Annotated in this window: 26 protein-coding genes and 1 tRNA gene; 15 read left to right on the top strand and 12 right to left on the bottom strand. The window is 62.7% G+C overall.

Annotation, left to right across the window (positions count from 1 at the left end):
- The first annotated feature begins 11 nt into the window (after positions 1–11).
- The 8 genes from ACDC66_RS12085 (at position 12) to ACDC66_RS12050 (ending at position 9,178) form a co-directional block, all read left to right on the top strand.
- A tRNA-Met gene (locus ACDC66_RS12085) sits at positions 12–88 on the top strand.
- Between the two features lie 74 nt (positions 89–162).
- Complete coding sequence (rimP, locus tag ACDC66_RS12080; protein ID WP_376696982.1) at positions 163–639, top strand: ribosome maturation factor RimP; 477 nt, start codon at positions 163–165, stop codon at positions 637–639.
- Positions 640–675: 36 nt separating this feature from the next.
- Complete coding sequence (gene nusA, locus ACDC66_RS12075; RefSeq protein ID WP_376696981.1) at positions 676–2,184, top strand: transcription termination factor NusA; 1,509 nt, start codon at positions 676–678, stop codon at positions 2,182–2,184.
- Positions 2,185–2,204: 20 nt separating this feature from the next.
- The gene (gene infB / locus ACDC66_RS12070; protein ID WP_376696980.1) at positions 2,205–4,778 is read left to right on the top strand and encodes a translation initiation factor IF-2; all 2,574 of its coding nucleotides are present in this window, start codon (positions 2,205–2,207) and stop codon (positions 4,776–4,778) included.
- A gap of 278 nt (positions 4,779–5,056) precedes the next feature.
- Positions 5,057–5,401 (top strand): 30S ribosome-binding factor RbfA, encoded by a 345-nt coding sequence (gene rbfA, locus ACDC66_RS12065; RefSeq protein WP_376696979.1) that lies wholly within the window; start codon positions 5,057–5,059, stop codon positions 5,399–5,401.
- 105 nt (positions 5,402–5,506) lie between these two features.
- Positions 5,507–6,385, top strand: coding sequence for a tRNA pseudouridine(55) synthase TruB (truB, locus tag ACDC66_RS12060; protein ID WP_376696978.1), 879 nt, complete (start codon positions 5,507–5,509; stop codon positions 6,383–6,385).
- An 8-nt stretch (positions 6,386–6,393) separates the two neighbouring features.
- The gene (locus ACDC66_RS12055; protein WP_376696977.1) at positions 6,394–7,608 is read left to right on the top strand and encodes a BaiN/RdsA family NAD(P)/FAD-dependent oxidoreductase; all 1,215 of its coding nucleotides are present in this window, start codon (positions 6,394–6,396) and stop codon (positions 7,606–7,608) included.
- Positions 7,609–7,747: 139 nt separating this feature from the next.
- On the top strand, positions 7,748–9,178 hold the full coding sequence (locus ACDC66_RS12050) for a hypothetical protein (RefSeq protein ID WP_376696976.1): 1,431 nt from the start codon (positions 7,748–7,750) through the stop codon (positions 9,176–9,178).
- A 35-nt stretch (positions 9,179–9,213) separates the two neighbouring features.
- Here ACDC66_RS12050 and ACDC66_RS12045 read toward each other — a convergent pair whose 3' ends face one another.
- Positions 9,214–10,044, bottom strand: coding sequence for an inositol monophosphatase family protein (locus ACDC66_RS12045; protein WP_376696975.1), 831 nt, complete (start codon positions 10,042–10,044; stop codon positions 9,214–9,216).
- A 64-nt stretch (positions 10,045–10,108) separates the two neighbouring features.
- Here ACDC66_RS12045 and ACDC66_RS12040 point away from each other — a divergent pair, with 64 nt between their 5' ends.
- Together ACDC66_RS12040 and ACDC66_RS12035 are read left to right on the top strand one after the other, a co-directional pair.
- Positions 10,109–10,873, top strand: a complete 765-nt coding sequence (locus ACDC66_RS12040) for an RNA methyltransferase (protein WP_376696974.1) — start codon at positions 10,109–10,111, stop codon at positions 10,871–10,873.
- Positions 10,845–11,225, top strand: a complete 381-nt coding sequence (locus tag ACDC66_RS12035; protein ID WP_376696973.1) for an MGMT family protein — start codon at positions 10,845–10,847, stop codon at positions 11,223–11,225. Before ACDC66_RS12040 ends, ACDC66_RS12035 begins: the two co-directional genes overlap by 29 nt.
- A gap of 260 nt (positions 11,226–11,485) precedes the next feature.
- Here the strand turns inward: ACDC66_RS12035 and ACDC66_RS12030 are convergent, their stop codons facing one another.
- A complete protein-coding gene (locus ACDC66_RS12030; protein ID WP_376696972.1) occupies positions 11,486–12,241 on the bottom strand; it encodes a M90 family metallopeptidase in 756 nt (251 codons plus the stop codon).
- A 157-nt stretch (positions 12,242–12,398) separates the two neighbouring features.
- Between ACDC66_RS12030 and dapE the strand changes: the two genes are divergently transcribed.
- From dapE to truD, 5 genes are all read left to right on the top strand, one after another.
- Positions 12,399–13,577 carry a succinyl-diaminopimelate desuccinylase gene (gene dapE / locus ACDC66_RS12020; protein ID WP_459117386.1) on the top strand — a complete coding sequence of 393 codons (1,179 nt, stop codon included), beginning with the start codon at positions 12,399–12,401 and terminating at the stop codon, positions 13,575–13,577.
- Entirely contained in the window at positions 13,568–13,852 is a 285-nt protein-coding gene (locus ACDC66_RS12015) for a septum formation initiator family protein (RefSeq protein ID WP_376696971.1), read from the top strand. Before dapE ends, ACDC66_RS12015 begins: the two co-directional genes overlap by 10 nt.
- On the top strand, positions 13,852–14,739 hold the full coding sequence (locus tag ACDC66_RS12010) for a winged helix-turn-helix domain-containing protein (protein ID WP_376696970.1): 888 nt from the start codon (positions 13,852–13,854) through the stop codon (positions 14,737–14,739). Before ACDC66_RS12015 ends, ACDC66_RS12010 begins: the two co-directional genes overlap by 1 nt.
- Before the next feature lie 126 nt (positions 14,740–14,865).
- Complete coding sequence (locus tag ACDC66_RS12005) at positions 14,866–15,291, top strand: hypothetical protein (RefSeq protein ID WP_376696969.1); 426 nt, start codon at positions 14,866–14,868, stop codon at positions 15,289–15,291.
- On the top strand, positions 15,288–16,316 hold the full coding sequence (truD, locus tag ACDC66_RS12000) for a tRNA pseudouridine(13) synthase TruD (protein ID WP_376696968.1): 1,029 nt from the start codon (positions 15,288–15,290) through the stop codon (positions 16,314–16,316). Before ACDC66_RS12005 ends, truD begins: the two co-directional genes overlap by 4 nt.
- A gap of 115 nt (positions 16,317–16,431) precedes the next feature.
- On the opposite strand, the gene ACDC66_RS11995 is transcribed toward truD, so the two are convergent.
- The 10 genes from ACDC66_RS11995 to hppD all read right to left on the bottom strand — a co-directional run bounded on the left by ACDC66_RS11995 (position 16,432) and on the right by hppD (position 25,727).
- Positions 16,432–16,833, bottom strand: a complete 402-nt coding sequence (locus ACDC66_RS11995; RefSeq protein WP_376696967.1) for an FHA domain-containing protein — start codon at positions 16,831–16,833, stop codon at positions 16,432–16,434.
- A 162-nt stretch (positions 16,834–16,995) separates the two neighbouring features.
- Positions 16,996–18,243 (bottom strand): cystathionine gamma-synthase, encoded by a 1,248-nt coding sequence (locus tag ACDC66_RS11990; protein ID WP_376696966.1) that lies wholly within the window; start codon positions 18,241–18,243, stop codon positions 16,996–16,998.
- Between the two features lie 10 nt (positions 18,244–18,253).
- Positions 18,254–19,627 (bottom strand): pyridoxal-phosphate dependent enzyme, encoded by a 1,374-nt coding sequence (locus ACDC66_RS11985; RefSeq protein WP_376696965.1) that lies wholly within the window; start codon positions 19,625–19,627, stop codon positions 18,254–18,256.
- A gap of 129 nt (positions 19,628–19,756) precedes the next feature.
- Positions 19,757–19,975 (bottom strand): YdcH family protein, encoded by a 219-nt coding sequence (locus ACDC66_RS11980; protein ID WP_376696964.1) that lies wholly within the window; start codon positions 19,973–19,975, stop codon positions 19,757–19,759.
- 236 nt (positions 19,976–20,211) lie between these two features.
- Positions 20,212–21,210 carry an OmpA family protein gene (locus tag ACDC66_RS11975; RefSeq protein WP_376696963.1) on the bottom strand — a complete coding sequence of 333 codons (999 nt, stop codon included), beginning with the start codon at positions 21,208–21,210 and terminating at the stop codon, positions 20,212–20,214.
- Positions 21,207–21,602, bottom strand: coding sequence for a DUF4398 domain-containing protein (locus ACDC66_RS11970; RefSeq protein WP_376696962.1), 396 nt, complete (start codon positions 21,600–21,602; stop codon positions 21,207–21,209). Before ACDC66_RS11970 ends, ACDC66_RS11975 begins: the two co-directional genes overlap by 4 nt.
- Before the next feature lie 30 nt (positions 21,603–21,632).
- On the bottom strand, positions 21,633–22,274 hold the full coding sequence (gene maiA / locus ACDC66_RS11965) for a maleylacetoacetate isomerase (RefSeq protein WP_376696961.1): 642 nt from the start codon (positions 22,272–22,274) through the stop codon (positions 21,633–21,635).
- Positions 22,271–23,257 (bottom strand): fumarylacetoacetate hydrolase family protein, encoded by a 987-nt coding sequence (locus ACDC66_RS11960; RefSeq protein WP_376696960.1) that lies wholly within the window; start codon positions 23,255–23,257, stop codon positions 22,271–22,273. Before ACDC66_RS11960 ends, maiA begins: the two co-directional genes overlap by 4 nt.
- A 176-nt stretch (positions 23,258–23,433) precedes the next feature.
- Positions 23,434–24,561, bottom strand: coding sequence for a homogentisate 1,2-dioxygenase (locus ACDC66_RS11955; protein WP_376696959.1), 1,128 nt, complete (start codon positions 24,559–24,561; stop codon positions 23,434–23,436).
- Between the two features lie 119 nt (positions 24,562–24,680).
- Positions 24,681–25,727, bottom strand: a complete 1,047-nt coding sequence (gene hppD / locus ACDC66_RS11950; RefSeq protein ID WP_376696958.1) for a 4-hydroxyphenylpyruvate dioxygenase — start codon at positions 25,725–25,727, stop codon at positions 24,681–24,683.
- Positions 25,728–25,831: the final 104 nt, after the last annotated feature.

Raw genomic sequence — 25,831 nt, 5'->3', positions numbered from 1 at the left:
GCGAATTCGATTGCGGGGTGGAGCAGTCTGGCAGCTCGTCGGGCTCATAACCCGAAGGTCGCAGGTTCGAATCCTGCCCCCGCTACCAGGTTTTTGGATAAGAAAAAAGCCCCTGGTCAAAGGGGCTTTTTTTGTTACAGGGCCGGAGCGTCAGTCGTGGCAGTGAGCGACAAGTTGGAATCGTTGCTGGCACCTCTGGTCGAGGATCTCGGATACGAGTTCGTCGGCATCGAGTACCAGTCCAATCCCAAGAATCGGCTGATCCGGCTCTACATCGATCAGCCGGATGTCGGTATCGGGATCGAGGATTGCGAGCGCGTCAGCCGAGAGGTATCGGCTCTGCTGGATGTCGAAGACCCGGTCAGCGGTCAGTACACGCTGGAAGTCTCTTCGCCGGGGATCGAGCGGCCGCTGTTCACCGGTGCGCATTTCGCCCGGTTCACCGGCGAGATGGCCCGGGTCATGATGGCCATACCGATCGAAGGGCGCCGCAAGTTCAAGGGTGTGATCGTCAGCGCCGACGATGAACAGGTGGTGCTCGAGGTCGACGGCGAGCAGCACACACTGACTGTGGCCGATATCCAGCGTGCCAATCTGGCCCCGGACGTGGACGCCCTTTTGGCGGAAAAGCGACACTAGAAACGGATTTGTGATGATCTTTTGCGGAACTTGGCAATGATGAACAAGGGCAAGGAAATTCTGCAGGTGGTTGAGGCCGTCTCGAACGAGAAGGGCCTGCCGCGCGAGACGATCTTCGAGGCCATCGAGGCTGCGTTGGCTTCGGCCGCGCGCCGCCGTAACCCCGAGGACATCGAGGTGCGCGTTTCCATCGACCGCGACACCGGCGATTACGAGGCTTTTCGCCGCTGGGAAGTGCTCTCCGACGATGAGGAAGAGGCGGAGCTGGAGTCCGAGGACCGGCAAATCCGCCTGAGCGAGGCGCATAAACACGATCCTGACCTGGAAGTCGGCGATTACATCGAAGAACCGATGGAGCCGCCCGAGTTCGGGCGCATTGCCGCCCAGGCCGCCAAGCAGGTTATCGTGCAGCGCGTTCGCCAGGCTGAGCGCGCCAAGGTCGTGGAAGCGTATGAAGAGCGAGTTGGTGAGCTGATCAGCGGCCAGATCAAGCGAATGGAAAAGGGCGGCATCATGCTCGATCTGGGTGAGAATGCCGAAGCCTTCATTCCGTCTCGTCACACCATCCCGGGCGAGACCGCGCGCATCAATGATCGCGTACGCGGCTACCTCTACGAAGTGCGTCCGGAAGTTCGCGGCCCGCAGCTGTTCGTCAGCCGCAGCATGAACGAATTTCTGATCGAGCTGTTCAAGCTCGAAGTGCCCGAGATCGGGCAGGGCCTGCTCGAGTTGAAGGGGGCGGCCCGAGATCCGGGCCGCCGCGCCAAGATTTCCGTCAACGCGCTTGACGACCGTACCGACCCGATCGGTGCCTGCGTGGGCATGCGCGGTTCGCGTGTTCAGGCCGTCTCCAATGAGCTGGCCGGTGAGCGTATCGACATCATCCTGTGGGATGAGAATCCGGCCCAGTTCGTGATCAACGCCATGGCACCGGCCGAAGTGCACTCGATCGTGGTCGACGAAGACACCAACAGCATGGATATTGCCGTCGAGGAGGAAAATCTCTCGCAGGCAATCGGTCGTGGCGGCCAGAACGTGCGGCTTGCGTCCGAACTGACCGGCTGGAACCTCAATGTCATGACCATCGAGGAAGCCGAGCAGAAGAGCGAGTCGGAAGCCCGGACTCTCCTCGAGGCGTTCAAGACCAAGCTCGATGTCGACGAGGAAGTCGCCACGATCCTGGTGCAGGAAGGCTTTACCAACATCGAGGAAGTCGCCTACGTGCCGGAAAGCGAACTGCTCGAGATCGAGGAGTTCGACGAGAACGTGGTCGGCGAGCTGCGTCAACGTGCCCGCGATGCCCTGTTGACGCAGATGATCGCTTCCGAAGAACAGCTCGAGGAGCACAAGCCGGAGCAGGATCTGCTTGATCTGGAGGGCATGACCGATACCATTGCCTACCGCCTGGCTGAGAAGGGCATCCGTACACGCGACGATCTGGCCGAGTGCGCGGTCGACGAGCTCGAGGAAATCGAGGAACTTGATCCCGAGTTGGCCGCCACGCTGATCATGAACGCGCGTGCGCACTGGTTTGCCGAGGAATAAACGAGGTTCGAGGAATATACATGTCTCAGGTCACTGTTACACAGCTTGCGGATGTATTGGGCGTCGACGTCGATCGCCTGATTACCCAGCTCAACGACGCCGGTATCGAGGTCAGCGAACCCGATGCCGCTGTGACCAATGAAGACAAGATCAAGCTGCTCACTTATCTGCGGTCGAGTCACGGCAAGGACGAAACCGAGGATACGACGCAGCCGAGAAGGGTCACGCTGACACGCAAGAGTGTGAGCGAGCTGAAGGTGCCCACAGGTGGCGCCGGCCGCACCCGCTCGCGCGGTGCCGCACCGTCGCGCACGGTCAACGTCGAGGTGCGCAAGCGCCGCACCTACGTCAAGCGCGGCGAGATCGCCGAACAGGATCAGGCCGATCCCGAGCGCGAAGCCGCACAGCAGGCGCTGGAGGAAGCAAAGCGCGAGCGCGAGGAAGCCGAGCGGGCCGAGCGCGAAGAAGCCGAGCGCCGCCAGCAAGAAGCCGAGGAACTGGCGCGCGTCGAAGAAGAAGAGCGCAAGAAGCGTGAGGCCGAGGAAGAAGAGCAGCGCAAGGAAGCGGATCGGCAGCGCGCCGAGGCCGAAGCACTAAAGAAGGTCGAAGAAAAGGTGGCCCGTCAGGCCGCCCAGAAGGAAGCCGAACGCAAGGCATCCAAGGGCAAGGCCGATGCCAGCACGCGCTATGGTCGCGAGGAACTGCATATCGCGCCGAAGTCCAAGCGTCGCAAGCCCAAGCGCAAGGGCGGCGCCCGGGCGGCTCGCGTGGCGAGCAGCGCCAGCAGTGAGCACGGTTTTCAGAAGCCGACCGCGCCGGTCAAGCGCGAGATCGAAGTGCCCGAGACGATCACCGTCGGTGAGCTGGCCAAGCTGATGGCCGTCAAGGCCGGTGAATTGATCAAGGTGCTGATGAACATGGGCACGATGGTCACCATCAATCAGCCGCTGGACCAGGACACGGCCATTCTCGTGGTCGAGGAAATGGGGCATGAGGCCAAGGCGGCCGAGGAAAAGGACATCGAGCAGGAACTGGCGGCCCAGGAAGAAGAGGCCGCTGTCGAGGGCGAACAGGTCACGCGTCCACCGGTGGTCACCGTGATGGGCCACGTCGACCACGGCAAGACATCGCTGCTCGACTACATCCGCCGCGCCAAGGTTGCCTCCGGCGAACAGGGCGGCATTACCCAGCACATCGGTGCTTACCATGTGGAGACAGAAAACGGCGTGGTCACCTTCCTGGATACTCCGGGCCATGCGGCGTTCACCTCCATGCGTGCCCGTGGCGCCCAGGCGACCGATATCGTCATCCTGGTCGTTGCCGCAGACGACGGCGTGATGCCGCAGACCAAGGAAGCCATCCAGCACGCGCGCGCAGCCGGTGTTCCGCTGATCGTGGCTGTCAACAAGATGGACAAGCCCGAGGCCGACCCCGACCGCGTCAAGTCTGAACTGGCCGCCGAGGAGGTCGTTCCCGAGGATTGGGGCGGCCAGGAAATCTTCGTTCCCGTATCGGCGATTACCGGTGACGGCATCGACAATCTGCTCGAATCGGTGTTGCTGCAGTCCGAAGTGCTCGAGCTCAAGGCCAACCCGGAACGTCGCTGCCGCGGCGTGGTGGTCGAGTCCTCGCTCGACAAGGGCCGCGGCCCGCTTGCCACGATCCTGGTCCAGGACGGCACGCTGCGACGAGGTGACATCATTCTCGCCGGCGAAGAATTCGGCCGCGTGCGCGCAATGTTCAATGAAGCCGGCCAGGCGATTGAAGAGGCCGGCCCATCGATACCGGCTGAGGTTCTGGGTCTGTCGGGTGTGCCCAATGCGGGTGACGATGTGCTCGCCGTTGCTGACGAAAAGAAGGCTCGCGAGGCCGCCGAGCAGCGCAAGCAGTCGGCGCGCGAAGGCCGCCTGGCCGAAAAGCAGGCCGCCAAGCTGCAGAACCTGTTCGACCAGATGGGCGAGGACAGCGAAGAGCAGCAGAACGTCAACCTGGTCATCAAGGCCGACGTTCAGGGTTCGGTCGAGGCGCTGCGCGACTCCCTCACGCGCCTGTCCAACGACGAGGTCAAGGTCAACGTCATCGCTTCCGGTGTGGGCGGCATTACCGAGTCCGACGCCAGCCTGGCGCAGGCCTCGAGTGCGATCATCATCGGCTTCAACGTGCGTGCCGACGCCTCGGCGCGCAAGATTATCCAGGAAGCCGACCTGGACCTGAACTACTACAGCGTCATCTACGAAGCCATCGACGATGTCAAGAAGGCCATCTCCGGCCTGCTCGGCACCGATACCAAGGAAGAGATCATCGGCCTGGCCGAGGTCAAGGACGTGTTCCGCTCCTCCAAGCTGGGTGCGGTTGCCGGGTGCCTGGTCGTCGAGGGCGTGGTCAAGCGTGCCAATCCGATTCGCGTGCTGCGCGACAACGTGGTCATCTTCGAAGGTGAACTCGAGTCACTGCGTCGCTTCAAGGACGATGCCAAGGAAGTGCAGGCGGGTACGGAGTGCGGTATCGGCGTCAAGCAGTACAACGACGTCAAGCCGGGCGACCAGATCGAGTGCTTCGAGCGCATTGAAGTACAGCGAACCCTGGACGATTAAGGAACCTCCGATTGATTATGAACGGAGCGCGTTTCAGTCAGAAAAGCCGCAGATCGTGTGGTGCGACCCGAGTGACAGTACTGATTGTTACGGCCGAGGGACGCAACGCGCGAGATGCGGCTTTTCTGGCGAAACCCTACGGGACAGGCCTTTGCGGGCGACCCGCTGCGTTCCGGCTCGCTCATTTGGAATCACCAAACCACGTTCGCCGAAGCCACACCGGGTCATCGCGCAAAGGCTCCGTCGCGCCCGTGCATAATCGATCGGAGGTTCCTTAGATGGGAACAGGCCGAGCCGAACGCGTCGCCGGACTCTTGCGGCGTGAAGTGGCCGACATTCTCCACGGCCAGTTCGAGTACGAGATTCCGCGCGGCCTGATCAGCGTGACCGACGTCGAGGTCGCGCACGACCTCTCACACGCAAAGGTTTATATCGCCGTACTCGAGATCGAGCAGGCGCCGGAGATCATGGCGTTCCTGAACGAGCGTGCAGGCCAGGTTCGCCACGAGTTGGGCAAGCGCGTGCGACTGCGCCATACACCCGAACTGAAGTTTCTGCACGACACCTCCTCGGAAACCGGCGACCGCATCGAGAAGCTGCTTGCGGCTGCGAGAAAAAAGTAAATAGTGAATAGTAAATAGAAAATAGTAGGAAGGTCGGGAGATTGCTCCCAGCGTGCATCAGTTCTATTTTCTATTTTCTTTTCTCTATTTTCTTTCCCTACCCCAATGACTAACGGCATCCTCCTCCTCGACAAGCCCAAAGGCATCACATCCAATGCCGCGCTCGGCCGTGCAAAGCGCATCATCGGCATCAAGAAAGCCGGGCACGCCGGCACGCTCGATCCGATGGCTTCCGGGCTGCTGGTGCTTTGCTTCGGCCAGGCCACCAAGGTCGCCGCCTTTCTGCTCGATGCCGACAAGCGTTACGAAGCCGAGGTCTGCCTGGGTACGACCACCGACAGCGAGGATGCCGAGGGCGAAGTGCTCGAGCGCAAACCGGTCCCATCGCTCGACCAGGCACAGATCGAAGCCGTCCTCGAACGCTTCCGCGGACCCATCGAGCAGATTCCCCCCATGCATTCGGCCCTCAAGCACAAGGGGGAGCGGCTGTACGATCTGGCGCGCAGGGGCGAGACGATCGAGCGCCCGCCTCGGTCGGTGGTCATCCATGCGCTCGAACTGATCGAAAATGAGGGCGATACCCTGCACCTGAAGGTTACCTGCTCGAAGGGGACCTACATCCGTTCTCTCGCCCGAGACATCGGCGAGGCGCTGGATTGTGGTGCCCACCTGGCCGGGTTGCGCCGGATCGCCAGCGCGCCCTTCGATATCGATGATGCAGTGGGGCTCGAAGCCCTGGAGTCGCTAACGCGCGACCAGGCGCAAGCCCTACTGGTGCCCCCGGACCGCGCCCTCGAACATCTTCCGGCTGTCGAACTGGATGCGCAGGCGTCACAACGCATCTTGCAGGGCCAGCGCTTGGCCGGCCTGCGTCAGACGCACGCGGGCCAGGTTCGCGTCTACGGCCCGGACGCCTTCCTGGGCGTCGGTGAAATGGACGGCGCGGGTCATCTCAAGCCCGTGCGTCTGTTCGCCACCGCCTGATGCCGGCGGTGCAGCAGGCTGCCGCGGTGCCGGACTTCCCAAGACCGACCGAGTACGTGGACGTGGTCATCATCGGTGCCGGTGCGGCCGGGCTGTTGTGTGCGATCACGGCCGGTCGACGAGGGCGTTCGATACTGGTGCTCGATCACGCCAACAAGGTGGGCAAGAAAATCCTGATGTCGGGCGGCGGGCGCTGCAATTTCACCAACATGGACTCCACGCCCGACAACTTCCTGTCAGCCAACCCGCACTTCTGCAAGTCGGCGTTGAGCCGCTACACGCCCTGGGACTTCGTCGCCCTGGTCGAAGCCCACGGCGTACCGTACCACCAGAAAAAACTGGGTCAGCTCTTCTGTGACCGGTCCTCGAAGGATATCGTGCGCCTGCTCCTGGACGAGTGCGAAGCCGCGGGTGTCGAGGTGAGGACACACGCGCCGGTGACGATCGAACAGGTCGGGCCGCCGCATAAGCTGGCCGGTCCGAACGGGGTGATCTGCTGTGAGTCTTTGGTGATTGCCACCGGCGGCTATTCCATCCCGCGCATGGGCGCGACCGGTTTCGGCTTCGATTTCGCACGTCAATTGGGCCTGCACGTCCAGCCGACACGGGCCGCACTCGTACCTTTCGTCTTCGAGGGCCGCAAGCTCGATCAAATCCAGGGCCTGGCCGGTGTCTCCGTCGACACCTACAGCGAGGCCGATGGCACGGGGTTCCGCGAGAACATCCTGTTTACCCACCAGGGCCTGAGCGGACCGGCCATGCTGCAGACCTCGTCCTATTGGCGCCCGGGAGAGCCGGTTCGGGTCGATTTGCTGCCCGATATCGACCTTGCCGGCCACCTTCGAGAACTGCGGAGCACCCGCCCCAGGCTCAGCTTCAAGAATGCCCTGGCCGAGCTTCTGCCGCGCCGGGTGGCCGAACGCTGGTGCGAGTTGTGGCTGGTCGACAAAACCATGGCCGAGGTTTCCGATGCCGACATCGAGCAGGCCGAGGGCCGCCTGAAGCCCTGGCAGGTGTGGCCGGCCGGCACCGAGGGCTATCGAACGGCCGAAGTCACCATCGGCGGAGTAGACACCGCCGCACTATCGTCGAAGACGATGGAATGCCGCGATCACCCCGGCCTTTACTTCATCGGCGAAGTGGTCGATGTCACCGGCCACCTTGGCGGTCATAATTTCCAGTGGGCCTGGGCATCAGGGCATGCGGCGGGATCTGCGCTGTAAAAACCGGCTGTCCTCGGGACGAGCTTTCGATCACTCGCTAAAGCTCCCAGCCATTTTCGCGATCCGCACTCGTTGGCTGTCGTGATTTGCGGTTCGAATGCGTTAATAGATTTACTATCGTCTTGCGAGGGATCCACCCATGAAGCGACTCATCACCTTTTTCCTGTTCCTGGCGGCTTTTCAGTCGGCGTCGGCGGATCTGATCGATGACTTTTCAGTGGGTCAGGGACCATTCACCGTTGGGCCCGGCGAGGAAATTACCGAGGAACAGGGCGTTCTTCGAACCGACAGCGTGCTCGGCGGGTTCCGGATCATGGCGCCGGGCCTGGATGAGGAAGCGCCTGCCGGATCGACCGTGACCGTCGGCGTGGTCGGCGGTGAGTTTCGTTGCGAAATCAATCTGACGGGCTCCTTCGAGGAAACCGGCGGCGGCTGTGGTACGGGGTGGTCTCGAGGCGACGGCCCACTTTTTGACCTGTCCGGATCCAGCGCATTCGAGATGGACATTACCTCGGTTGGAGGCGCCGCTGCCATGGCAGTGCTGGTGTTCGGTCCGAACGAGGAGGCTGCGGCTGCTTTCATCGAGTCGCCAACAGTCGGTGCCACATCCCTGTCATTCAATCAGTTCGTGCCACTGGTTGCCGAGGCGCCTGACTGGGACGAGATCGATACCATCATCATAAGCGCCGCCCCGCTCGACGGAAACAGCGGCCATGTGGCGCTCAGCCGTATTGCGACGGACGGTGCAATTGCCGGCGGGGCTAACGTGCCCAGTGGATCCAATGGCGATCAGGAGCCGGATCCCGACAACATCCTGCGTGACGAGATATCGGGTAATTACTTCAATCCGTCGAGGGACGGCGAAGGCATTCAGCTGACACTCGAGAATGACGGTGAGACCTTCATCCTGACCTACTACACCTATCTTGACGGCGAGCAGGTCTGGTTGATCGGCGCCGGCGAGCTGTCAAATGGGCGCATCGTCTTCGACCAAATGTCGATTACCGAGGGTGCCGACTACGGCAGCGACTTCGATCCCGAGGATGCCGAATTCTCGTTCTGGGGAGAAATCGAGATGAACTTCCTGAGCTGCAACGGGGCCGTGTTGAGCATTTCTCCCGAACAGGCGGGCTTCGATCCCTTCTTTGTCGAAATGCAGCGCATCATCCCGACCGATTGCGGTGCCGGCGCGCCCCCTGTAAATGACCAGGTGATAACCGGAAACTGGTTCGATCCGGCCCGCGACGGCGAAGGCTTCCAGCTCGCCTACGAGGAGGGCCAATATATCCTGACGTTCTACACCTACCAGGACGGCAAGCAGGTCTGGATGATCGGTGCCGGCGACCGGGTCGGCGATACGCTCACGTTCTCAAACGTCAGCATTACTCGCGGCGCCGACTTCGCCGGCCGGTTCCGCGCCGAGGACGTGGAGAGCGAATTCTTCGGCGAGATCGAGATGGTGCTGGACGACTGCAACACGGCCACGATCGCAGTGGACGCCAGTCTTGCCGGTTTCGGTGACCAGACTCTGGCGGTTCAGAAGATCGTTCCGGGTAGCTGCAACGGCTGATCTTGCAGGGCGCCCGGCCCTTAAAGGGTCGGGCGCTACTCTTCGGCGGGCGTCTGCCTGGCGACGCGGGCCTTGATGCCCTCGGTAACGTGCGGCTCGATGGCCGCGCGCATTGGGGTGATCAGCTTGAAGGGGGCTGCCAGTATGTGGCCGGACTGCAGCCACTGATCGCCGCCGGTGACGTCCATGACCACGCCGCCGGCTTCCTGGACGAGCAGGGCGCCCGCGGCAATGTCCCAGGGCTTGAGGTTGAGTTCCCAGTAGCCGTCCAGGCGTCCGCAGGCGACATACGCCAGGTCCAGTGAGGCGGTGCCGGCACGCCGGAAGTCTTCCACCTTGTCGAACATGGCATCGAACATGCCCCGGTAGGCCTCCATCAGGCGGCGCTGGCGAAACGGGAATGCCGTGGCTACGACTGCGGTGGCCAGTTCCTTCCGGCCGGATACACGCATGCGCTGGCTGTTGAGGAAGGCGCCCTGGCCGCGGCTGGCTGTAAACATTTCCTCGCGCATCGGATCGTAGACCACGCCGGCCTCGATGCGGCCCCGGACCTGCAGGGCGATGGAAATGGCGAAATGCGGGATACCCCGAAGGTAGTTGCTGGTGCCGTCGATGGGATCGACGATCCACACGTGGTCGCTGTCCCCGGTCTGCCCGCCTTCCTCGCCCAGGATGGCGTGGTCCCGGTGGTGTTTGAGGATGTGCTCGCGGATGGCCTGTTCGCAGCCGCGGTCGACGTCGCTGACGTAATCGTGCCGGGCCTTGCGCTCGACCGGGATTCCTTCCAGGCGAGAGCGGTAGCGAAGGGCGATATCACCGGCACGGCGCGCGGCCTCGACGGCGATGTTGAGATGAGCGTTGGACATTGCGGGGGCTGTCTGAGGGACCAAACCCGTAAGGATAAAGGATTATCAGGGTAAAATCGCCTGCATGACGAATCCAGCGAGCAATATCCGGGTCGTGCTGGTCGGCACGACGCACCCGGGCAACATCGGCGCGACAGCGCGGGCGATGAAGGTGATGGGGCTCGAGCGACTCTACCTGGTTTCGCCGACGAAATTTCCCTCCGGCGAGGCGACCGCCATGGCTTCCAGCGCCGACGATATCCTGGCCAATGCGGTGGTCGTCGACGATTTCATGGAGGCGATCGCCGGGTGTCCGCTGGTGCTCGGCACCACGGCACGCCTGCGTTCCCTGCCGCAACCGCTGTTCGACCCGCGAACAGCCGCGGAGAAAGCGGTTGCCGAGGCCGGCAAGCACGAGGTGGCGCTGGTGTTCGGGCGCGAGAAGAGCGGTCTCAACAACGAGGAGGTCCGCCACTGCCACTGGCTGGTCAATATCCCGACCAGCGAGCAGTATTCCTCGCTCAACCTGGCCCAGGCGGTGCAGATCCTGGCCTACGAAGTTCACCTGGCCTCGCTCGACGGCGGGCCGGGCGAGACGCTGCCGCCGGACTGGGAACCGGTCGAGCCCGAGCGCCTGGAATTCTTCTTCCAGCGCCTGGAGGAATCCTTGCTGGCTATCCGGTTCCTGAATCCGCGCCAACCCAAACGCCTGATGCAGCGCCTGCGGCGCCTGTACCTGCGCGCGAGGCCGGACGAGAACGAACTCAACATCCTCAACGGCATCGTCTCGTACACACTCGGAATGATTCGAGAGCGTTCAAATGAACGACCAGAAGAAAAAAACGACTGATCCGGTCTCCGATGTCGATCGCTACCAGCGCATCTGGGAGGCGGTTGCCGGCATTCCCCGGGGCTGTGTGCTCAACTACGGGTCGGTCGCCCGCCTGGCCGGCCTACCGGGCCGTGCGCGCCTGGTCGGCATGGCGCTGGGCCGCGCTCCCAGGAAAATGGCGCTGCCCTGGCACCGCGTCGTCAACGCCCAGGGAATGATCAGCTTCCCCGAGGGCAGCCGCAAATGCGCCGAGCAACGTCGGCTCCTGGAAGAAGAGGGCGTCGAATTCCAAGACAACAAGATCGACCTGGAGCGCTTTAGCCCGGAGCGGGCGCTGGATCGGATGCTTTGGGGGCCTGGGAGGGAGTGAACAAACCTGAAACGTTGCCATGTTTCACGCCAAGGCGCGAAGGCGCAGAGGTCGCCAAGAAGGATCAAACCCAAGAATTTCTCCCATCCTGCATTGCCCCAGACTTCAAGCGATGCGATAAATTGAAGCTTTTGCTCTCTTCGCGTCCTTGGTGCCTTTGCGCCTTGGCGTGAGGCCAGACGAGATATCGGTATTGAACCAATCTGGCTACACCAAATCGACGCCTGATTGCCGTTAGTCTTGGGTTTCGATCAGGGTCGTCACCTGCCTCCATCGCCGTAGAACGCACGCAGAAGCCTGGCCACCTCCGGCTCATGTTGCTCCAGCCAATCGGGGGCATCGAAGAAGTACTCGCTGGTGACGGCGAAATATTCGGCAGGCGACTCGGAGGCATAAGGGTCGATGGGCGGCTCTTCGTCGCGGTCTAGTGCGTCGTTGAGGCGGCTGAAGGCGTCGGAAAAAGTGCGGCTCCAATCTGCGGAATCCATATTCCGACGCAGCGGCGGGAAGCCGTCCATGTCGCCGTTGAGCTGGTCGATCTGGTGGGCGAGTTCGTGGACGACCACATCGAAGCCCTGGCCCTGGGCAGAATCCATCACGTCGGCCATGGACAACACGACCGGTCCGCGCGCCCAGGCCTCGCCGGCGCGCAGGTCGCGGCCGTGGCTGACCACGCCGGCTTCGTCCTCGAACTCCTCTTCGGCGATGAATTCGTCCGGGTAGAGAATGAAGGTGTGGAAGTCGGCGTAGGCGTCGATGCCCAGATTGAGGATCGGGCGGGCGGCGAGCACGGCGATGGTGAGGCAGTCGAGGTATTCCGGCTCCATGCCGCCGGCGCCGAGGAATGCCTTGCTAGCGAGGATTTCGGCGCAGCGGCGGCGCAGGCGCCTGGCCGATTCCTCGTCCAACGTGGCAAGGATCGGGAAATGCTTGGCCACCGCCGCGATGTCTTCGTGCGACGGCATGGCTGCATCGACCTTGCGCTGCCAACGTTGTTGGCGCCACTTCTTGAGCATGGGGATGGCGTATTGCGGGTATTTGCCGGATTATCGGTCATCCCGCATCATTGGCCAACCAGCCAACCAGCCAACCAGCCAACCAGCCAACCAGCCAACCAGCCAACCAGCCAACCAGCCAACCAGCCAACCAGCCAATACGGTAAGCTTCACCCCCATGGCGACTGCTCCCTCCCAAGCCGAAAGCGATGCCGTGCTGGACCTGGCCCGCGAGCTGATTGCGCGCGAATCGGTCACGCCCGACGACGGCGGCTGCCAGCCGCTGATTGCCGACCGGCTCGCTGCGGCCGGGATGTCGGTCGAGTCGATCGACGTCGAAGATGTGCGCAATCTCTTCGCTCGTCACGGCGGCGGCTCGCCGCACCTGATGCTGGTGGGTCACACCGACGTGGTTCCGCCGGGACCGGAAGGGAACTGGAGCTCGCCGCCGTTCGAGCCCGAGATCCGCAATGGCACGCTCTACGGTCGCGGTGCGGCGGACATGAAGTCCTCCGTGGCGGCATTCGTGGTTGCGCTCGAGGAGTTCCTGGCCCGGCATCCCGAGCACGAGGGTACGATTTCGGTGTTGCTGACCTCCGACGAGGAAGGGCCGGCCCGCCACGGTGTCCGGGCCGTGGTGCCCGTGCTCGAAGAGCGAGCGCTGCTGCCTGACGCCTGCCTGGTCGGTGAGCCCTCCAGTCGCCAGCGCCTTGGCGACGTCATCCGGATCGGCCGGCGCGGCTCCATCCAGGGTCGCTTGCACGTCTACGGTAGGCAGGGCCATACGGCCTACGCCGATCCGCTCGACAATCCGGTGCATCGCGCCGGGCCGCTGCTGGCCGAGCTCGGGCGAATGACCTTCGACGACGGCGATGAATACTTCCCGCCCACCCGTTTGCAGATTTCCAACGTCCGCGCCGGTACCGGGGCGGACAACGTCACGCCGGGAGAGCTCGAGGTCTGGTTCAATCTGCGCAACAACCCCAACAGCCGGTCGGAAGTATTGCAAACGCAGCTGCGTGAGCTTGTCGAGCGCTTCGATCCGGGCCGCTGGGAACTGGAGTGGCGCGTGTCCGGCGAGCCTTTCGGGCCGGCGACCGGGCCGTTGCCGGGCGTGGTGCAGGCGGCCTGTCGTGAGCTGCTGGGGATCGAGGTACGGCCGGATACCGGTGGCGGCACTTCCGACGGACGCTTCTTTGGCCCGCGCGGGATTCCGGTCGTCGAACTCGGCCCGGTCAATGCCACCATTCACCAGATCGACGAGTGCATCGCCGTGGAGGACCTGGCCTTGCTGCCCGTGCTTTATCGGCGCATCATCGAGCTGATGCTCGGTCCCGAAGGTGCGAAATGCGCGTAATCCTGACCGCCCTGCTGGTGATTCTCGTTCTGCTGCAGGTGCAGCTCTGGCGCCAGTACAGTGAAATGCAGACTCTGCACGAGTTGGTCGAACAGCAGCAGTCGGAGAATGAGGAACTCCAGAAGCGCAACGAAGCCCTGGCGGCCGAAGTCGAGGATCTGCGTGCGGGTCTGGATGCCGTCGAAGAGCGCGCTCGCTCGGAGCTGGGCCTGATCCGCGAAGGAGAGGAATTCTTCCTGATCGTCGATCCGGAAGACGCCGAGCCCAACGGCTAATGCAGGCTTATCGTTTCGCCAACCTGATCTTCACGCCGGAGGACGGCCGGCTCCGCCACGAGCGCGCCGATCTCGAATCCAGGCTGCGACCGCAGGCGGCGCGTCTTCTTCGGTATCTGCTCGACAACGCCGGCGAGGTCGTGCCTCGAGAGCGCCTGTTCGCCGAGATCTGGGGCGACGATACCGTGGTCGATTTCGAATCGGGCCTGGCAGCACTATTGCGCGAAATGCGCCAGGCCATAAGTGCCGTCGACGGTCCGCAGGACCTGATCGAGACCGTGCCGCGTCGGGGATACCGGCTCAATGCGCAGATCGACCAGGACGGCAGAGGTCGGCGGCAAGTGCGGCGATGGCGGCTGGCCATGCTTCTCGCGGCGCTGCTCCCGGTGCTGGTCGGCACCGGATACGGCATCTGGTTGGCGCGGAGTGGTTCGGACGTGGAGCAACCGCTTGTGTTCAGTCTCGCGATCCTTCCATTCGACGACTATGAGAAACCGGATGCTCTTCCGGAGCATGTCGGATTGCTGATTGCCGATACCCTGTTGGCCGAGTTGCTGACTCGGCCCGCCGAGGGCCTCCAGATGCTCGGGCGCACCAGCTTACGGCCCTACCTGGATCGGAATGATGTCGTCTCGGCCGTGGCCGACGACCTGGGCGTCGATCTGCTGATCGAGGGATCGGTAACCGGCCGGGAAGAGGGCGAATGGCGTGCAGAGCTGCGCTTGCTGGAGGTGCCTCCGGGGCGAGTGGTCTGGTCGACGACAGCCGGGGGCAGGGCGGACGAGCCGCCGGAAGTCCGTGCGGTGGCAGCCGCCATGGCCGACGAGCTTATGAAAGCCTGGCCGGGGATTCGCCGGCAATTGACCAGCAGCGACCCAGGTGGCTGATTTCAAGATGTTTTTCGGTTTTCAGGAAAATTTCAGGTTAATTGCAGGGTGGGTCCATGGCAGGCGGGCCGTGGCAGGACCATTGTATGGGTTCATTCAATGCTACGGCTCAAACAGGAGGTCGTCATGAAAACACGCAGATTCATTCTCATACTCACAGGGTGGCTGGTCACACTGGCGGCACTTCCCGCGCTGGCGGACTCGCCTTTCGCACAACCCGGCCCCGAGTCCGCAATGCTTGCCGGTACGCCGGGACGGCCGGCACAGGATATCTATCCGGTACGATTCGTCGAGATCGACGGACAGAACATCGTTTCTCGCGAGACGATGTGGCTCAAGCCGGGCAAATATACGTTCACCGTTTCGGCCCAGATCCGTAACCCGCCCGGTCTCAACGCCATGCGCGGCCGCGTTCGCACGCAGGAAGGCATGAACGAGATTGAAGTCGTGGTCGAGGCTGGCAAGGCCTACTACATCGGTGCCCATTACGAAGGCAGGAAACGCGACAAGCCCTATAACCTGGTGGTCTACCGCGTCGAGGATCAGGAGTGAGCGAAGACAACACGCTAAACCCCGGATTCGCCTGGGGCGGGCCGCCCGCCACCGGGCGAATCCGGATCGAGCCAGAGGATTTCGTGGTCAGCGAGGAGCTCGGGCACGAACCGGACGGTGAGGGTGAGCATCTCTGGTTGTGGGTCTGCAAGCGCGAACGCAATACGGTGGACGTGGCCGCCGACCTGGCCCGTGCTGCCGGCGTGAATGTTCGCCAGGTCGGATTCGCCGGCCTGAAGGACCGAAACGCGGTGACTCGACAGTACTTTTCTATCCATCTTCCGGGAACCGAGTCGCCTGACTGGACAAAATGGACGATCGACGGCGTGACCATCGAGTCTGCGTCGCGAAGCTCGCGCAAGATCAAGCGCGGCCGGCTTCGCGGCAACCGGTTCGAACTGGTTGTGCGCGAACTCATGGGCGACCTGTCGGCGCTGGAAGAGCGGCTGGCCGCCGCTCGCGATCACGGCGTACCCAACGGGTTCGGGGAACAGCGATTCGGCGGCAACAACATCGCCCGCGCCCACACGTTGTTCCGCGGCGAAATGCGGCGCAAGCCATCGAAGACCAAGCGCGGGTTCTATCTTTCAGCCGCGCGCAGCCTGGTGTTCAATCACGTGCTGGCCGAGCGCTTGCGCCGCGGCGACTGGAATCGACTGATCGACGGCGACCTGGCGATGCTCGACGGCAGCCGATCCTTCTTTGCAGCCGAAGCGGATGATTCCGAGCAGCTGCGCCGCTGCGCCGAGCTCGATATCCATCCCTCCGGCCCGTTGCCCGGCCAGGGCGATAGTCCGGCCGGGGGCGAGGCGGCCGAGATCGAGAATCGAATGTTCGAGTCTCACCGGGAGCTGGTCGAGGGCCTGGCAAAGTTCGGCATGAAGCAGGAGCGGCGGCCCCTGCGCATGCGCGTGGGTGAGCTCGAGTGGGACTTCCCGGACGATCGAACCCTGAAGCTTGCTTTCTCGCTGGGCACCGGCAGCTACGCCACGTCGGTGCTGCGCGAGCTCGTCGACTACGACTAACTCTGGGGGCTGTTCCAGACAAAACCTTTTCGCCACGGAACACACGGAATGTACGGAATAAAAGAGACAAGTTTCCGTGTCTTCCGTGCTTTCCGTGGTTACACGGTTTTCTTTTTTACTGCATCGGCCAGTAGAAGTAGGCAGCCGCCGCGAGGCTGCCGGCGGCGATCACGCCAAGTGAAATCCACAGCCATGCCCGGCTCTTGCGGAGTTCGGCGTCCTTGAGCACGCTGGGCGGCCGCAGGCCCGGCGCCTGCAGCACGAAGCGGTATTCGCCCAGGCGGATCTCGTCGCCCGACTTCAACGGCCGGCGCTGTGCCGGCTCGCCGTTGACCCAGGCTTTTCCGGCCGGTTCCAGCATCAGGGTTTCGCCGTCGTAGACAATCCGGGCGTGGCGCTCCATCAGGCCGTCCAGACGGATATCGGCTTCATCGGCCGAGCCGATGGCGGTGTCTTCGACGAGCGGAAAGTTCTGCCCGGTGATCGACCCGGAAGCGGCTTTCAGGCGAAATTGCATCGGTGCCTCGGTATTCAGATCTGGTGATTATTCTAGCGCTCTGGGAAGGGGCTCACGCAGAGCCGCTGAGGAGCGGAGTGCGCAGAATTTCTCTGCGTACTCTGCTCCTCCGCGGCTCTGCGTGAAACCCGACGACGTACCAGGTCGGCGGCACTCGCCCGACTAGACGTGGTCGAGCGCTGTCGAGAGGTCCTCGATCAGGTCGTCGACGTCCTCGATGCCCACCGACAGGCGGATCAGGGTGTCGGTGATGCCGAGCTTGTCGCGGTTCTCCTTGGGTACCGAGCCGTGGGTCATGATGGCCGGGTGATTCACCAGGGACTCGACGCCGCCCAGCGACTCGGCCAGGGCGAACAGGTGCGTGTTCTCCAGGAATCGCCGGGCGCGGTCGAGATCGCCGCCGATGTCGAAGCTGACCATGCCGCCGAAACCGCTCATCTGTTTTTCGGCCAGGGTCTTCTGCGGATGGCTGTCGAGGCCGGGATAGATGACCTTTTCGACCTTGGGATGGTCGCTCAGCCACTCAGCGATGCGGGCTGCATTCTCGCAATGGGCCTTCATGCGAAGCGCCAGTGTCTTGACCCCCCGCATCACCAGAAATGAATCGAACGGTCCCTGCACGGCGCCCGCGGAGTTCTGGATGAAGGCGATGTCCTCGGCCAGCCCGCCATCCTTGACCACCAGCGCGCCGCCGACCATGTCGGAGTGGCCGTTGAGGTACTTGGTCACCGAGTGCAGCACGATGTCGGCCCCGAGTGCGATGGGCTGCTGCAGCATGGGGGTGGCGAAGGTGTTGTCGACCACCAGCAGCGCCCCGGTCTCGCGAGCCAGCTCGGCCATTGCGGCGATGTCGACCAACTGCAGCATTGGGTTGGTGGGTGTTTCGACCCAGATCATCTTCGTCTTTTCGGTAATCGCAGCGCGCGCGGCATCGGCGTCAGCCAGATCGGCAAAACTGAATTCGAGGCCGGCGGAACGGCGGCGAACGCGCTCGAACAACCGCCACGTCCCGCCGTAAAGATCGTGCATGGCCAGCACGTGGTCACCCGGCTCGAGCAGGTGCATGAGCGTGTCGACCGCGGCCATGCCCGAGGCGAAGGCGAAACCGTGACTGCCGCCTTCCAGGTCGGCGATGCAGGTTTCCCAGGCCTTTCGCGTGGGATTGTGCGTGCGTGAGTACTCGAAGCCCTGATGGTCGCCGGGGCTCTTCTGCACGTAGGTGGACGTCTGGTAAATCGGGGTCATGATGGCCCCGTTCGACGGATCCGGCGACTGGCCGGCATGAATGACGCGTGTGGCGAGTTTGCTCATTTTCGTTGGCTCATTGGTTCGTTGGTTTTGTCTGTGGTCTGTGGTCCGTAGTCCGTGGTCCGCAAATCTGTCTGCCGCTGCGCAGACTACCGACCACAAATCACTGATCCTACCGATCCGCGCGGCGGCGCAGGTAATTCAGCAGGTCCACGCGGGTAATCAGGCCCTGAAAGGCTTCTCCGTCGAGCACGATGGCGACGAGGTCGCGGTTGAAGATCGGCAACAGGTCATCGATGCTGCCGTCGATCTGGACCGACTCGAGTTTACTGACCATCGCCGTGCGAATGGGGTCCGTGAAGCGCTCCTCGTTGTCGAAGACGGCCAGAAGCAGGTCGGACTCGTCGATGATGCCGACGATGCGCTCGCCCTCGATGACCGGAAGCTGAGAGACGTCGTAGAGTTTCATGCGCTTGTAGGCGTTCGACAGGGGCTCGTCGGGACCTACCGTGATGGCGTCGCGCGTTGCGGCCGGACGCGCGATCAGGTCGCGCAGGTCGCCGTATTCGCCGGTGTCCAGAAAGCCCTGCTCGCGCATCCAGGTGTCGTTGTACATCTTCGACAAATACTTGTTGCCGGTGTCGCAGACAAACGTCAGCACCTTCTTCGGCTCGGTTTGTTCGCGGCAGTACTTGAGGGCCGCGGCCAGCAGGGTGCCGGTCGATGAGCCGCCGAAAAGCCCTTCCTTCTCGAGCAACAGACGTGCCGTGAGGAAGCTCTCCTTGTCGGAAATGGAGTAGGCCTTGTGGACGCGTGAGAAATCGCTGATCGAGGGCAGGAAATCCTCGCCGATGCCCTCCACCAACCAGCCGCCGGCGTCGTCGCGCACATTGCCGGTGGCGATGTAGTCGGCCAGGATCGAGCCTTCAGGGTCGGCCAGCACCAGCTCGAGTTCGGGCGCTGCCGTTGCGAAATGGCGCGACAGGCCCGTGATGGTGCCGCTGGAGCCGACGCCGATGATCATTGCGTCGAGTTCGCCGCCCGTCTGCCGGAGGATTTCCGGGCCGGTGTCTTCCTCGTGCGCTTTCGGGTTGTCGGGGTTGCCGAACTGGTTGATGAAATAGCTGTTTTCCGTCTCCCGGGCCAGCTTTTCGGCCAGGTCCTGGTAGTACTCGGGATGGCCCTTGCCCACGTCGGAGCGGGTGATGACTACTTCCGCGCCCATCGCCTTGAGATTGGAAATCTTCTCGCGGCTCATTTTGTCGGGCAGGACCAGTATCAGCCGGTAGCCTTTCTGGGCAGCGACCAGCGCCAGGCCCAGCCCGGTATTGCCGGCGGTACCCTCGATGATGGTCGCGCCCGGCACGAGGTCGCCGCGGCGCTCGGCCTCCTCGATCATTTTCAGGGCGATGCGGTCCTTGATCGATCCGGCAGGATTCTGGTTTTCGAGCTTGAGGTAGAGCTCGCAGGGGCCGGTGTCGAGGTTGTTGACGCGTACGATCGGGGTGTTGCCGATCAATTCGAGGGTATTGCTGTAGACGTTCATCCCGGGGCTCTGGTCAGGTGGGTTGCCAGCCGGCCACGATAGCCCAAATCGTCATCCAAGGGCAAGGTGCTGGAACGCAAACGCCCGGCGCGGCGGCCGGGCGTCTGGCGGGAATCAGTCTGGCCGGATTCAGGCGGCCTGCGATTGTTCCATCATTCGGGTGAGCTGGTCCTTGGTGCGCAGTTTCTCGCGTTTGAGTTCGTTGAGAGAAAGGTCTCCCATCGGCGCCGTGCCGTTCTCGGCGGCCAGTACCCGTTTTTCGAGCTGCTGGTGATGGTTGTAGAGTCGACGGAACTCATCGTTGCTCTTGAGCATGACTTCCACCTGATCCTTCTGATTCTCGAACATGGGCAGACTCCTTTTGGCTTGGGTCCATGAGTGTGCGCGAAACACTTTTTCCGCGCATAAAACAACGGGCCGCACTTGGGCGGCCCGTGTGAATTCGGGGGGTTAGAAGCCGGGCTGCAGGGCGCCCCGGTCCGGGGACGTTCCTGCGGCGGCTGGATGTTGCGAGCGAATCGCTCGGGGAATCAACCATCACACCTAGCTTTATAATGCCTTCTCCGGGTCAGTTCAAGGGTCGATCAGTCATTCAGGAGAATGACGTCGACGCGGCGGTTCTTTCGGCGACCCTCGCCCGATTCATTGCTGGCGATGGGAAAGTCCTCACCCATGCCCACGGCCTGGATGCGATCGGTGTCGATGCCCTGTTCGACCAGTGCGTCACGCACCGCCTCGGCGCGCAGGCGAGAGATACGCATGTTGGCGCTCGAGGAGCCGGTCGAGTCCGTGTGACCTTCGATACGGATCTGCTTGTCGGGTTCGCCTTCGACCAGCCTGACGACGTCGTCGAGCTGATCGCGCGCCTCCGGCTGGAGCGTGGTTTCGCCGCTGGCGAACAGGACGTCGCCGAGCGTGACCACAACACCGCGGTCGGTTTCGCGCAGCTCCAGGTACTCCAGGCGTCGGCGCATGGAATCCGCGGCTTCGGTGGCCAGTTCGGCTTCCCGGCGGGCAAGCTCGATTTCGCTTGCCTGGGCCTCTGCCAGGCGGCGGGCGGCCTGGGCTTCTTCACGTGCCTCGCGTTCACGTTGTGCCGCCTCTTCGCGCAGTTCCTCGGCGGTCATGGCTTCGAGGCGAGTTCGCTGGGTTTCCTCGCGCGCGGCCTCGCTTTGCAGGATGGCACGCTCGGCCTCGCGACGCGCCTGTTCGACTTCGAGTCGGCTGGCGCGCAGCAGGAGTCGCGTTCGCTCGGCCTCGATCGTATCGATCTGCTCTCGTGCCTGCGCGTGGAAGGCCTCGGCGCGGGCGATCTCGATTCGCTTGGCGGCCAGACTGATCCGGTGTGACAGCTCGGCTTCGGACAGGCCTTCCGAGCTGGCGCCACGCACGGCACGTTCAGCATCCGAAAGGGCCAGCGGAACGCGATCGGATAATTCGGCATTGGCCCGGAATTCTTCAAGGTCGCTCTGCAAATTGCGCAACGCGGCATTCTCCCTGGGCTGTTGCGTGGCGCAGGCGGCCAGCGCTGCGATCAGCAACGTTGCAAGGGTCGTGCGGAAGGTTCGATGCAAGGTGATCATTCTCTTATGACCTCCTCGCCGAATACCTCGACCAGATCGGCCCGGACCTGCTCGAGATCGTCCTGTTTGCGCTGGAGTTCTGCGCGCGCGAGCGCGGCACGGGTGCGGGCGAGTGCCAGCTGCGCTTCAATTTCGGCCTGTTCGCCCAGGCGCCGCGCGTCGTCGGGGCGATCGTTTTCGAGCGCCTGTGTCGCAGCCTGCAGCCGCTCGCGCGCGTAGCGCAGTTCGATCGGTGCGTATTCCTCCGCGTCCGCCGCTTGGGCCTGTGCAATGGCCCCTCGAGCGGTGTCGAGGAAGGAAGAATCCGGCGGCGTAGTGGCGCAGGCGGTGATCAGCGCCAGCAGTGCCGTGATGGCAAACAGGCGAATCGTGTTCTTCGTCGCGTCAGTCATTGGTTTCCTGGTGTCAGGTGTGGACGCGGGTCAGTCCGCGTCCGGCTGGTTTTCCGGCATGGCGTTCGCCACGGCCGGAATTGCCTTGAGCTCGTCGCAGATCCGTTGTACCCGTTCCAGCGATCGGATATTGCACTCGAACCTCTCGGCATTATAGACCTGTGGCAACAGACAACAATCGGCGATTGTCGGTTCATCGCCGTGGCAGAAACGGCCGCTCTGCGGGCTGTCGAGCATGCGTTCGATGGCGGCCAGCCCGGCTTCGGTCCAGTGCCGGTACCAGGCCAGCTTGGCGTCTTCGTCCAGGCCGGCCGTGCCGGTCAGGTACTTGAGTACGCGCAGATTGTTGAGCGGGTGGATTTCAGAGGCAATGGCCTGGCCAATGGCGCGCACCCTGGCACGTTCGGCGGAACTGGTTGGCAACAAGGCAGGTCGGGGATGAAGCTCTTCAAGGTATTCGAGCATGGCCATCGACTGGGTGATGACGCGCTCGCCGTCGACCAGGGTCGGCACCAGTTGCTGCGGATTGAGCGCTGTGTAGTCCTCGGCGTACTGCTCACCGCCGTCGCGCACCAGGTGGACGGGACGGAGTTCGTAATCCAGGCCCTTGAGGTTGAGCGCCATGCGCACACGGTAGCTGGTCGAGGATCGCCAGTACGAATAAAGAATCATCTTTCGTACTTCACCACTTTCTGCTCGATGGCCCCGAAGATGGACTCGCCGTCCCGGTCCTTCATCTCGATGCGCACGAAGTCGCCGAACTGCATGAACGGTGTTTTTGCCTCACCATCGGCGATGATCTCGAGCATGCGCTTTTCCGCCAGGCAGGACGCGCCGCGGCTGGTGTCCTGGTTGGCGATGGTGCCCGAGCCGACCAGGGAGCCGGCGGCCAGTGGGCGGGACTTGGCCGCATGCGCCACCAGTTCGGAAAAGCTGAACTGCATGTCTTCGCCCGCTTCAGGCTCGCCGAACAACTCGCCGTTGAGGTGGGTCAGCAGCGGCAGGTCGAGCTTGCTGCCCTGCCACCTGTCACCCAGCTCGTCGGGTGTGACGACCACCGGCGCCAGGGCCGAGCGCGGCTTGGACTGCAGGAAGCCGAAGCCCTTGGCCAGCTCGCCCGGGATCAGGTTTCTCAGGGAGACGTCGTTGAGAATGGTGACCAGCTGGATGTGCCGCGCGGCCTCGTCGGCATCGACACCCATTGGAACGTCGTCGGTGATGACGCCGATCTCGGATTCGAAATCGATCCCCCACTCGGTCGAGGCCATGGCGATTGGATCATAGGGCCCCATGAAGCCGTCGGAGACCGCCTGGTACATGAGCGGGTCGGTGAAGAAGCTCTCGGGCACCTCGGCGCCACGCGCCTTGCGCACACGCTCGACGTGCGGCAGGTAGGCCGAGCCGTCCACAAACTGGAAGCAGCGCGGCAACGGCGCGGCCAGTGCCTGCACATCCAGGTCGAAGCTGCCCTCGGCCGCACCGTTCATCAGGTCCTCGAACAAGCTGGCAAGCCGCGGTGCTGCGCTGTCCCAGTCATCCAGGGCTGCCTGTAGCGTTGGCGCGATGTCCGTGGCCCTGACCGCACGGGTCAGGTCGCGATTGACGACGACAAGCGTGCCGTCGCGTCCGCCTTCTTTCAGTGTTGCCAGTTTCATAATCTTTCCGCTTCTAATGAGTTTGTTTTGAAGTATCGCGATCGAGCTGAGATCGATGGGGTTCGGTGTTCGGGGTTCAGTGTTCGGGAAGAGCCTTCGGAGGCGATTTCGATTCGGGCGGTCTCTTCGGTTGGAAGAAGCCCGCCCTTAATCCTGAACCCTGAAACCCAAGGGCGTCAGCTCTTCGGCTTCCAGCTATCCACGTACCCCGTCCACTCTATCTTCGCGGCCTCGTCGGTCACGTCGAGCGCATCGCGGGTGTCGAGCATGACGGCGACTTCCTCGGTCTTGTCCGTTTTGGGCGTGAACGCGTTGTTCATCGCCTTGGGGTGCGGGCCGTGCGTGAAGCCGCAGGGATGGTGCGTCATCATGCCGGGATGGATGTTATCGCGCGAGAAGAAGTTGCCGGCGTGATAGAACAGCACCTCGTCGTAGTCGTCGTTGTTGTGGAAGAAGGGCACCTTGAGCGCGTCCTCGGAAGACTCGAACGGGCGTGGCGTGAAGGTGCAGATGACGAATCGATGTGCCACGAAGGTGGTGTGCGCCGACGGCGGCAGGTGGTAACGATGGCTCATCAGGGGCCGGATATCGCGCCAGTTGATGCGCACCGGCATAAGGTCGCCCTTCCAGCCGACCGCGTCCAGCGGGTTGAAAGGATAGGTGATGGTCGAGACCTGCTGGCGCCGTTTGACGTGGACTTTCCACTCGTCCTCGCCCTGCTGGGCGCGGAAGTCATCGTCGATCTCCGGGGTGTCGAGCATGGCCGGGTCGAAGATGGCATGCGGGCCGACCATGCCCTTCTCCGGAAGCATGTAGCTGGAGTTGGTCGCCTCGATCAGAAGCATCTCCACCGGAGCCTCGGACTCGATGCGCCACATGGTCCCGCGCGGCAGCATGATGTAGTCGCCGTCGCGGAAACTCAGGTGACCGAAGTCGCAGAACAGCTCGCCGGCGCCGTCGTGGATGAACAGCAGTTCATCGCCGTCGCCATTGCGAACCAGGTGGCCCATCTTGCCGTCGGAGTGCCAGCATCGGAACTTGCAATGTGCATTGCTGAGTAGTTCCGCCGCCTGCCAGGGGGATCCGATATTGTCCCCGAGTTTCGTCGTGTCGAAAGCGCGGGGCTGGAGCGGTCCTTCAAAGTCGGTCCAGCCGGTGGGCATATGACTATGGTAGAAGTGCGTCGCCGGGCCGAAGAATCCTTCCTTGCCCATTTCGCGCTCGTAAGTACCCTCGGGCAGGTTGGTATGCGCCTGCCGACTGGCGCGACCCTCGACTTTTGAATGGCTGATCCATTTCTTCATGACTGCCTCCGATTGGCTGTCTTGATGCTTCCTCGTCGAAGACTCCGGGTCGGGGCCAGGCCCCGGGAGCCGGCGAGGCCCGCCCCTGAAACCTGAACCCTGAAACCTGAAACCTTTTCTTAAAGAACTCCGCGCTTTTCCTGGTCGCGTTCGATCGCTTCGAACAGGGCCGTGAAGTTGCCTTCGCCGAAGCCTTCGTTGCCCTTGCGCTGGATGATCTCGAAGAAGATCGGGCCGATGTTGGTCTTCGTGAAGATCTGCAGCAACTGCTTGTCGGCATCATTGGGATCGGCGTCGATCAGGATCTTGTTCTTGCGCATGCGTTCGACGTCTTCGCCGTGGTTGGGAATGCGTTCGTCAATCGCGTCATAGTAAGTGTCGGGCGTGTCGAGGAAGTCGACGCCTTTCTCGCGCAGTGCCTCGACCGTTTCGTAAATGTTGTCCGTGTAGAGCGCGATGTGCTGGACGCCTTCGCCTTTGTACTCGTCGAGATACTCGTTGATCTGACTCTTGGGGTCTTCCGACTCGTTGATCGGGATGGCGATCTTGCCATTGGGCGCGGTCATGGCTTTTGACTTCAAGCCGGTGGCCTTGCCCTTGATGTCGAAGTACTTGACCTGGAAGAAGCCGAACAGGTCTTCATAAAAATCCGACCACTGCTTCATGTTGCCGTTGTAGACGTTGTGCGTGAGGTGATCGATGAAGTTCATGCCCATGCCTTCGGGATGGCGCTCGACGGCCCGGTCGAACTCGAAGTGCTTGTCGAGATCCTGCTCGCCTTCGGTCAGGTACAGCACGGAACCGCCGATGCCTTCAATGCAGGGGGCGTCGATGGCGAGGGTTTCGGGCTTGTTCTCGACATCCTTGGCGCCCTGGCCGCGGACGGCATCGTAAGCCGCCTTCGAATCGGACACGCGCATGGCGAAGCCGGTGCAGCAGGGGCCGTGTGCGGCGCTGAAGTCACTCGCGAACGAATCCGTGCTCTCGTTGACCAGGAAGTTCATGCCGCCCTGGCGGTACAGGGTGACCGGCTGCGATTTGTGGCGTGCAACGGCTGTGAATCCGAGGTTCTGGAAGAGCTCGTGCAGCATCGCCGGTTCGGGGGCGGCGAACTCGATGAATTCGAACTGCTCGACGCCGAGCGGGTTGGGGTGGGACTGCGTCATGATTCGGTCTCCTTGCAAACTGATGCGTTTCGACGAAAGGCAATTGCTGGGCGAGTTCGGAATGAACTTGCCGGACAGGTATGATATTAGTTACATTTGTAACC

The sequence above is a fragment of the Wenzhouxiangella psychrophila genome (assembly GCF_042310375.1).
GTDB lineage: Bacteria > Pseudomonadota > Gammaproteobacteria > Xanthomonadales > Wenzhouxiangellaceae > Wenzhouxiangella.
Note: the sequence above shows the minus strand (reverse complement) of the source record. Positions and strands in the feature narration are given on the sequence as shown.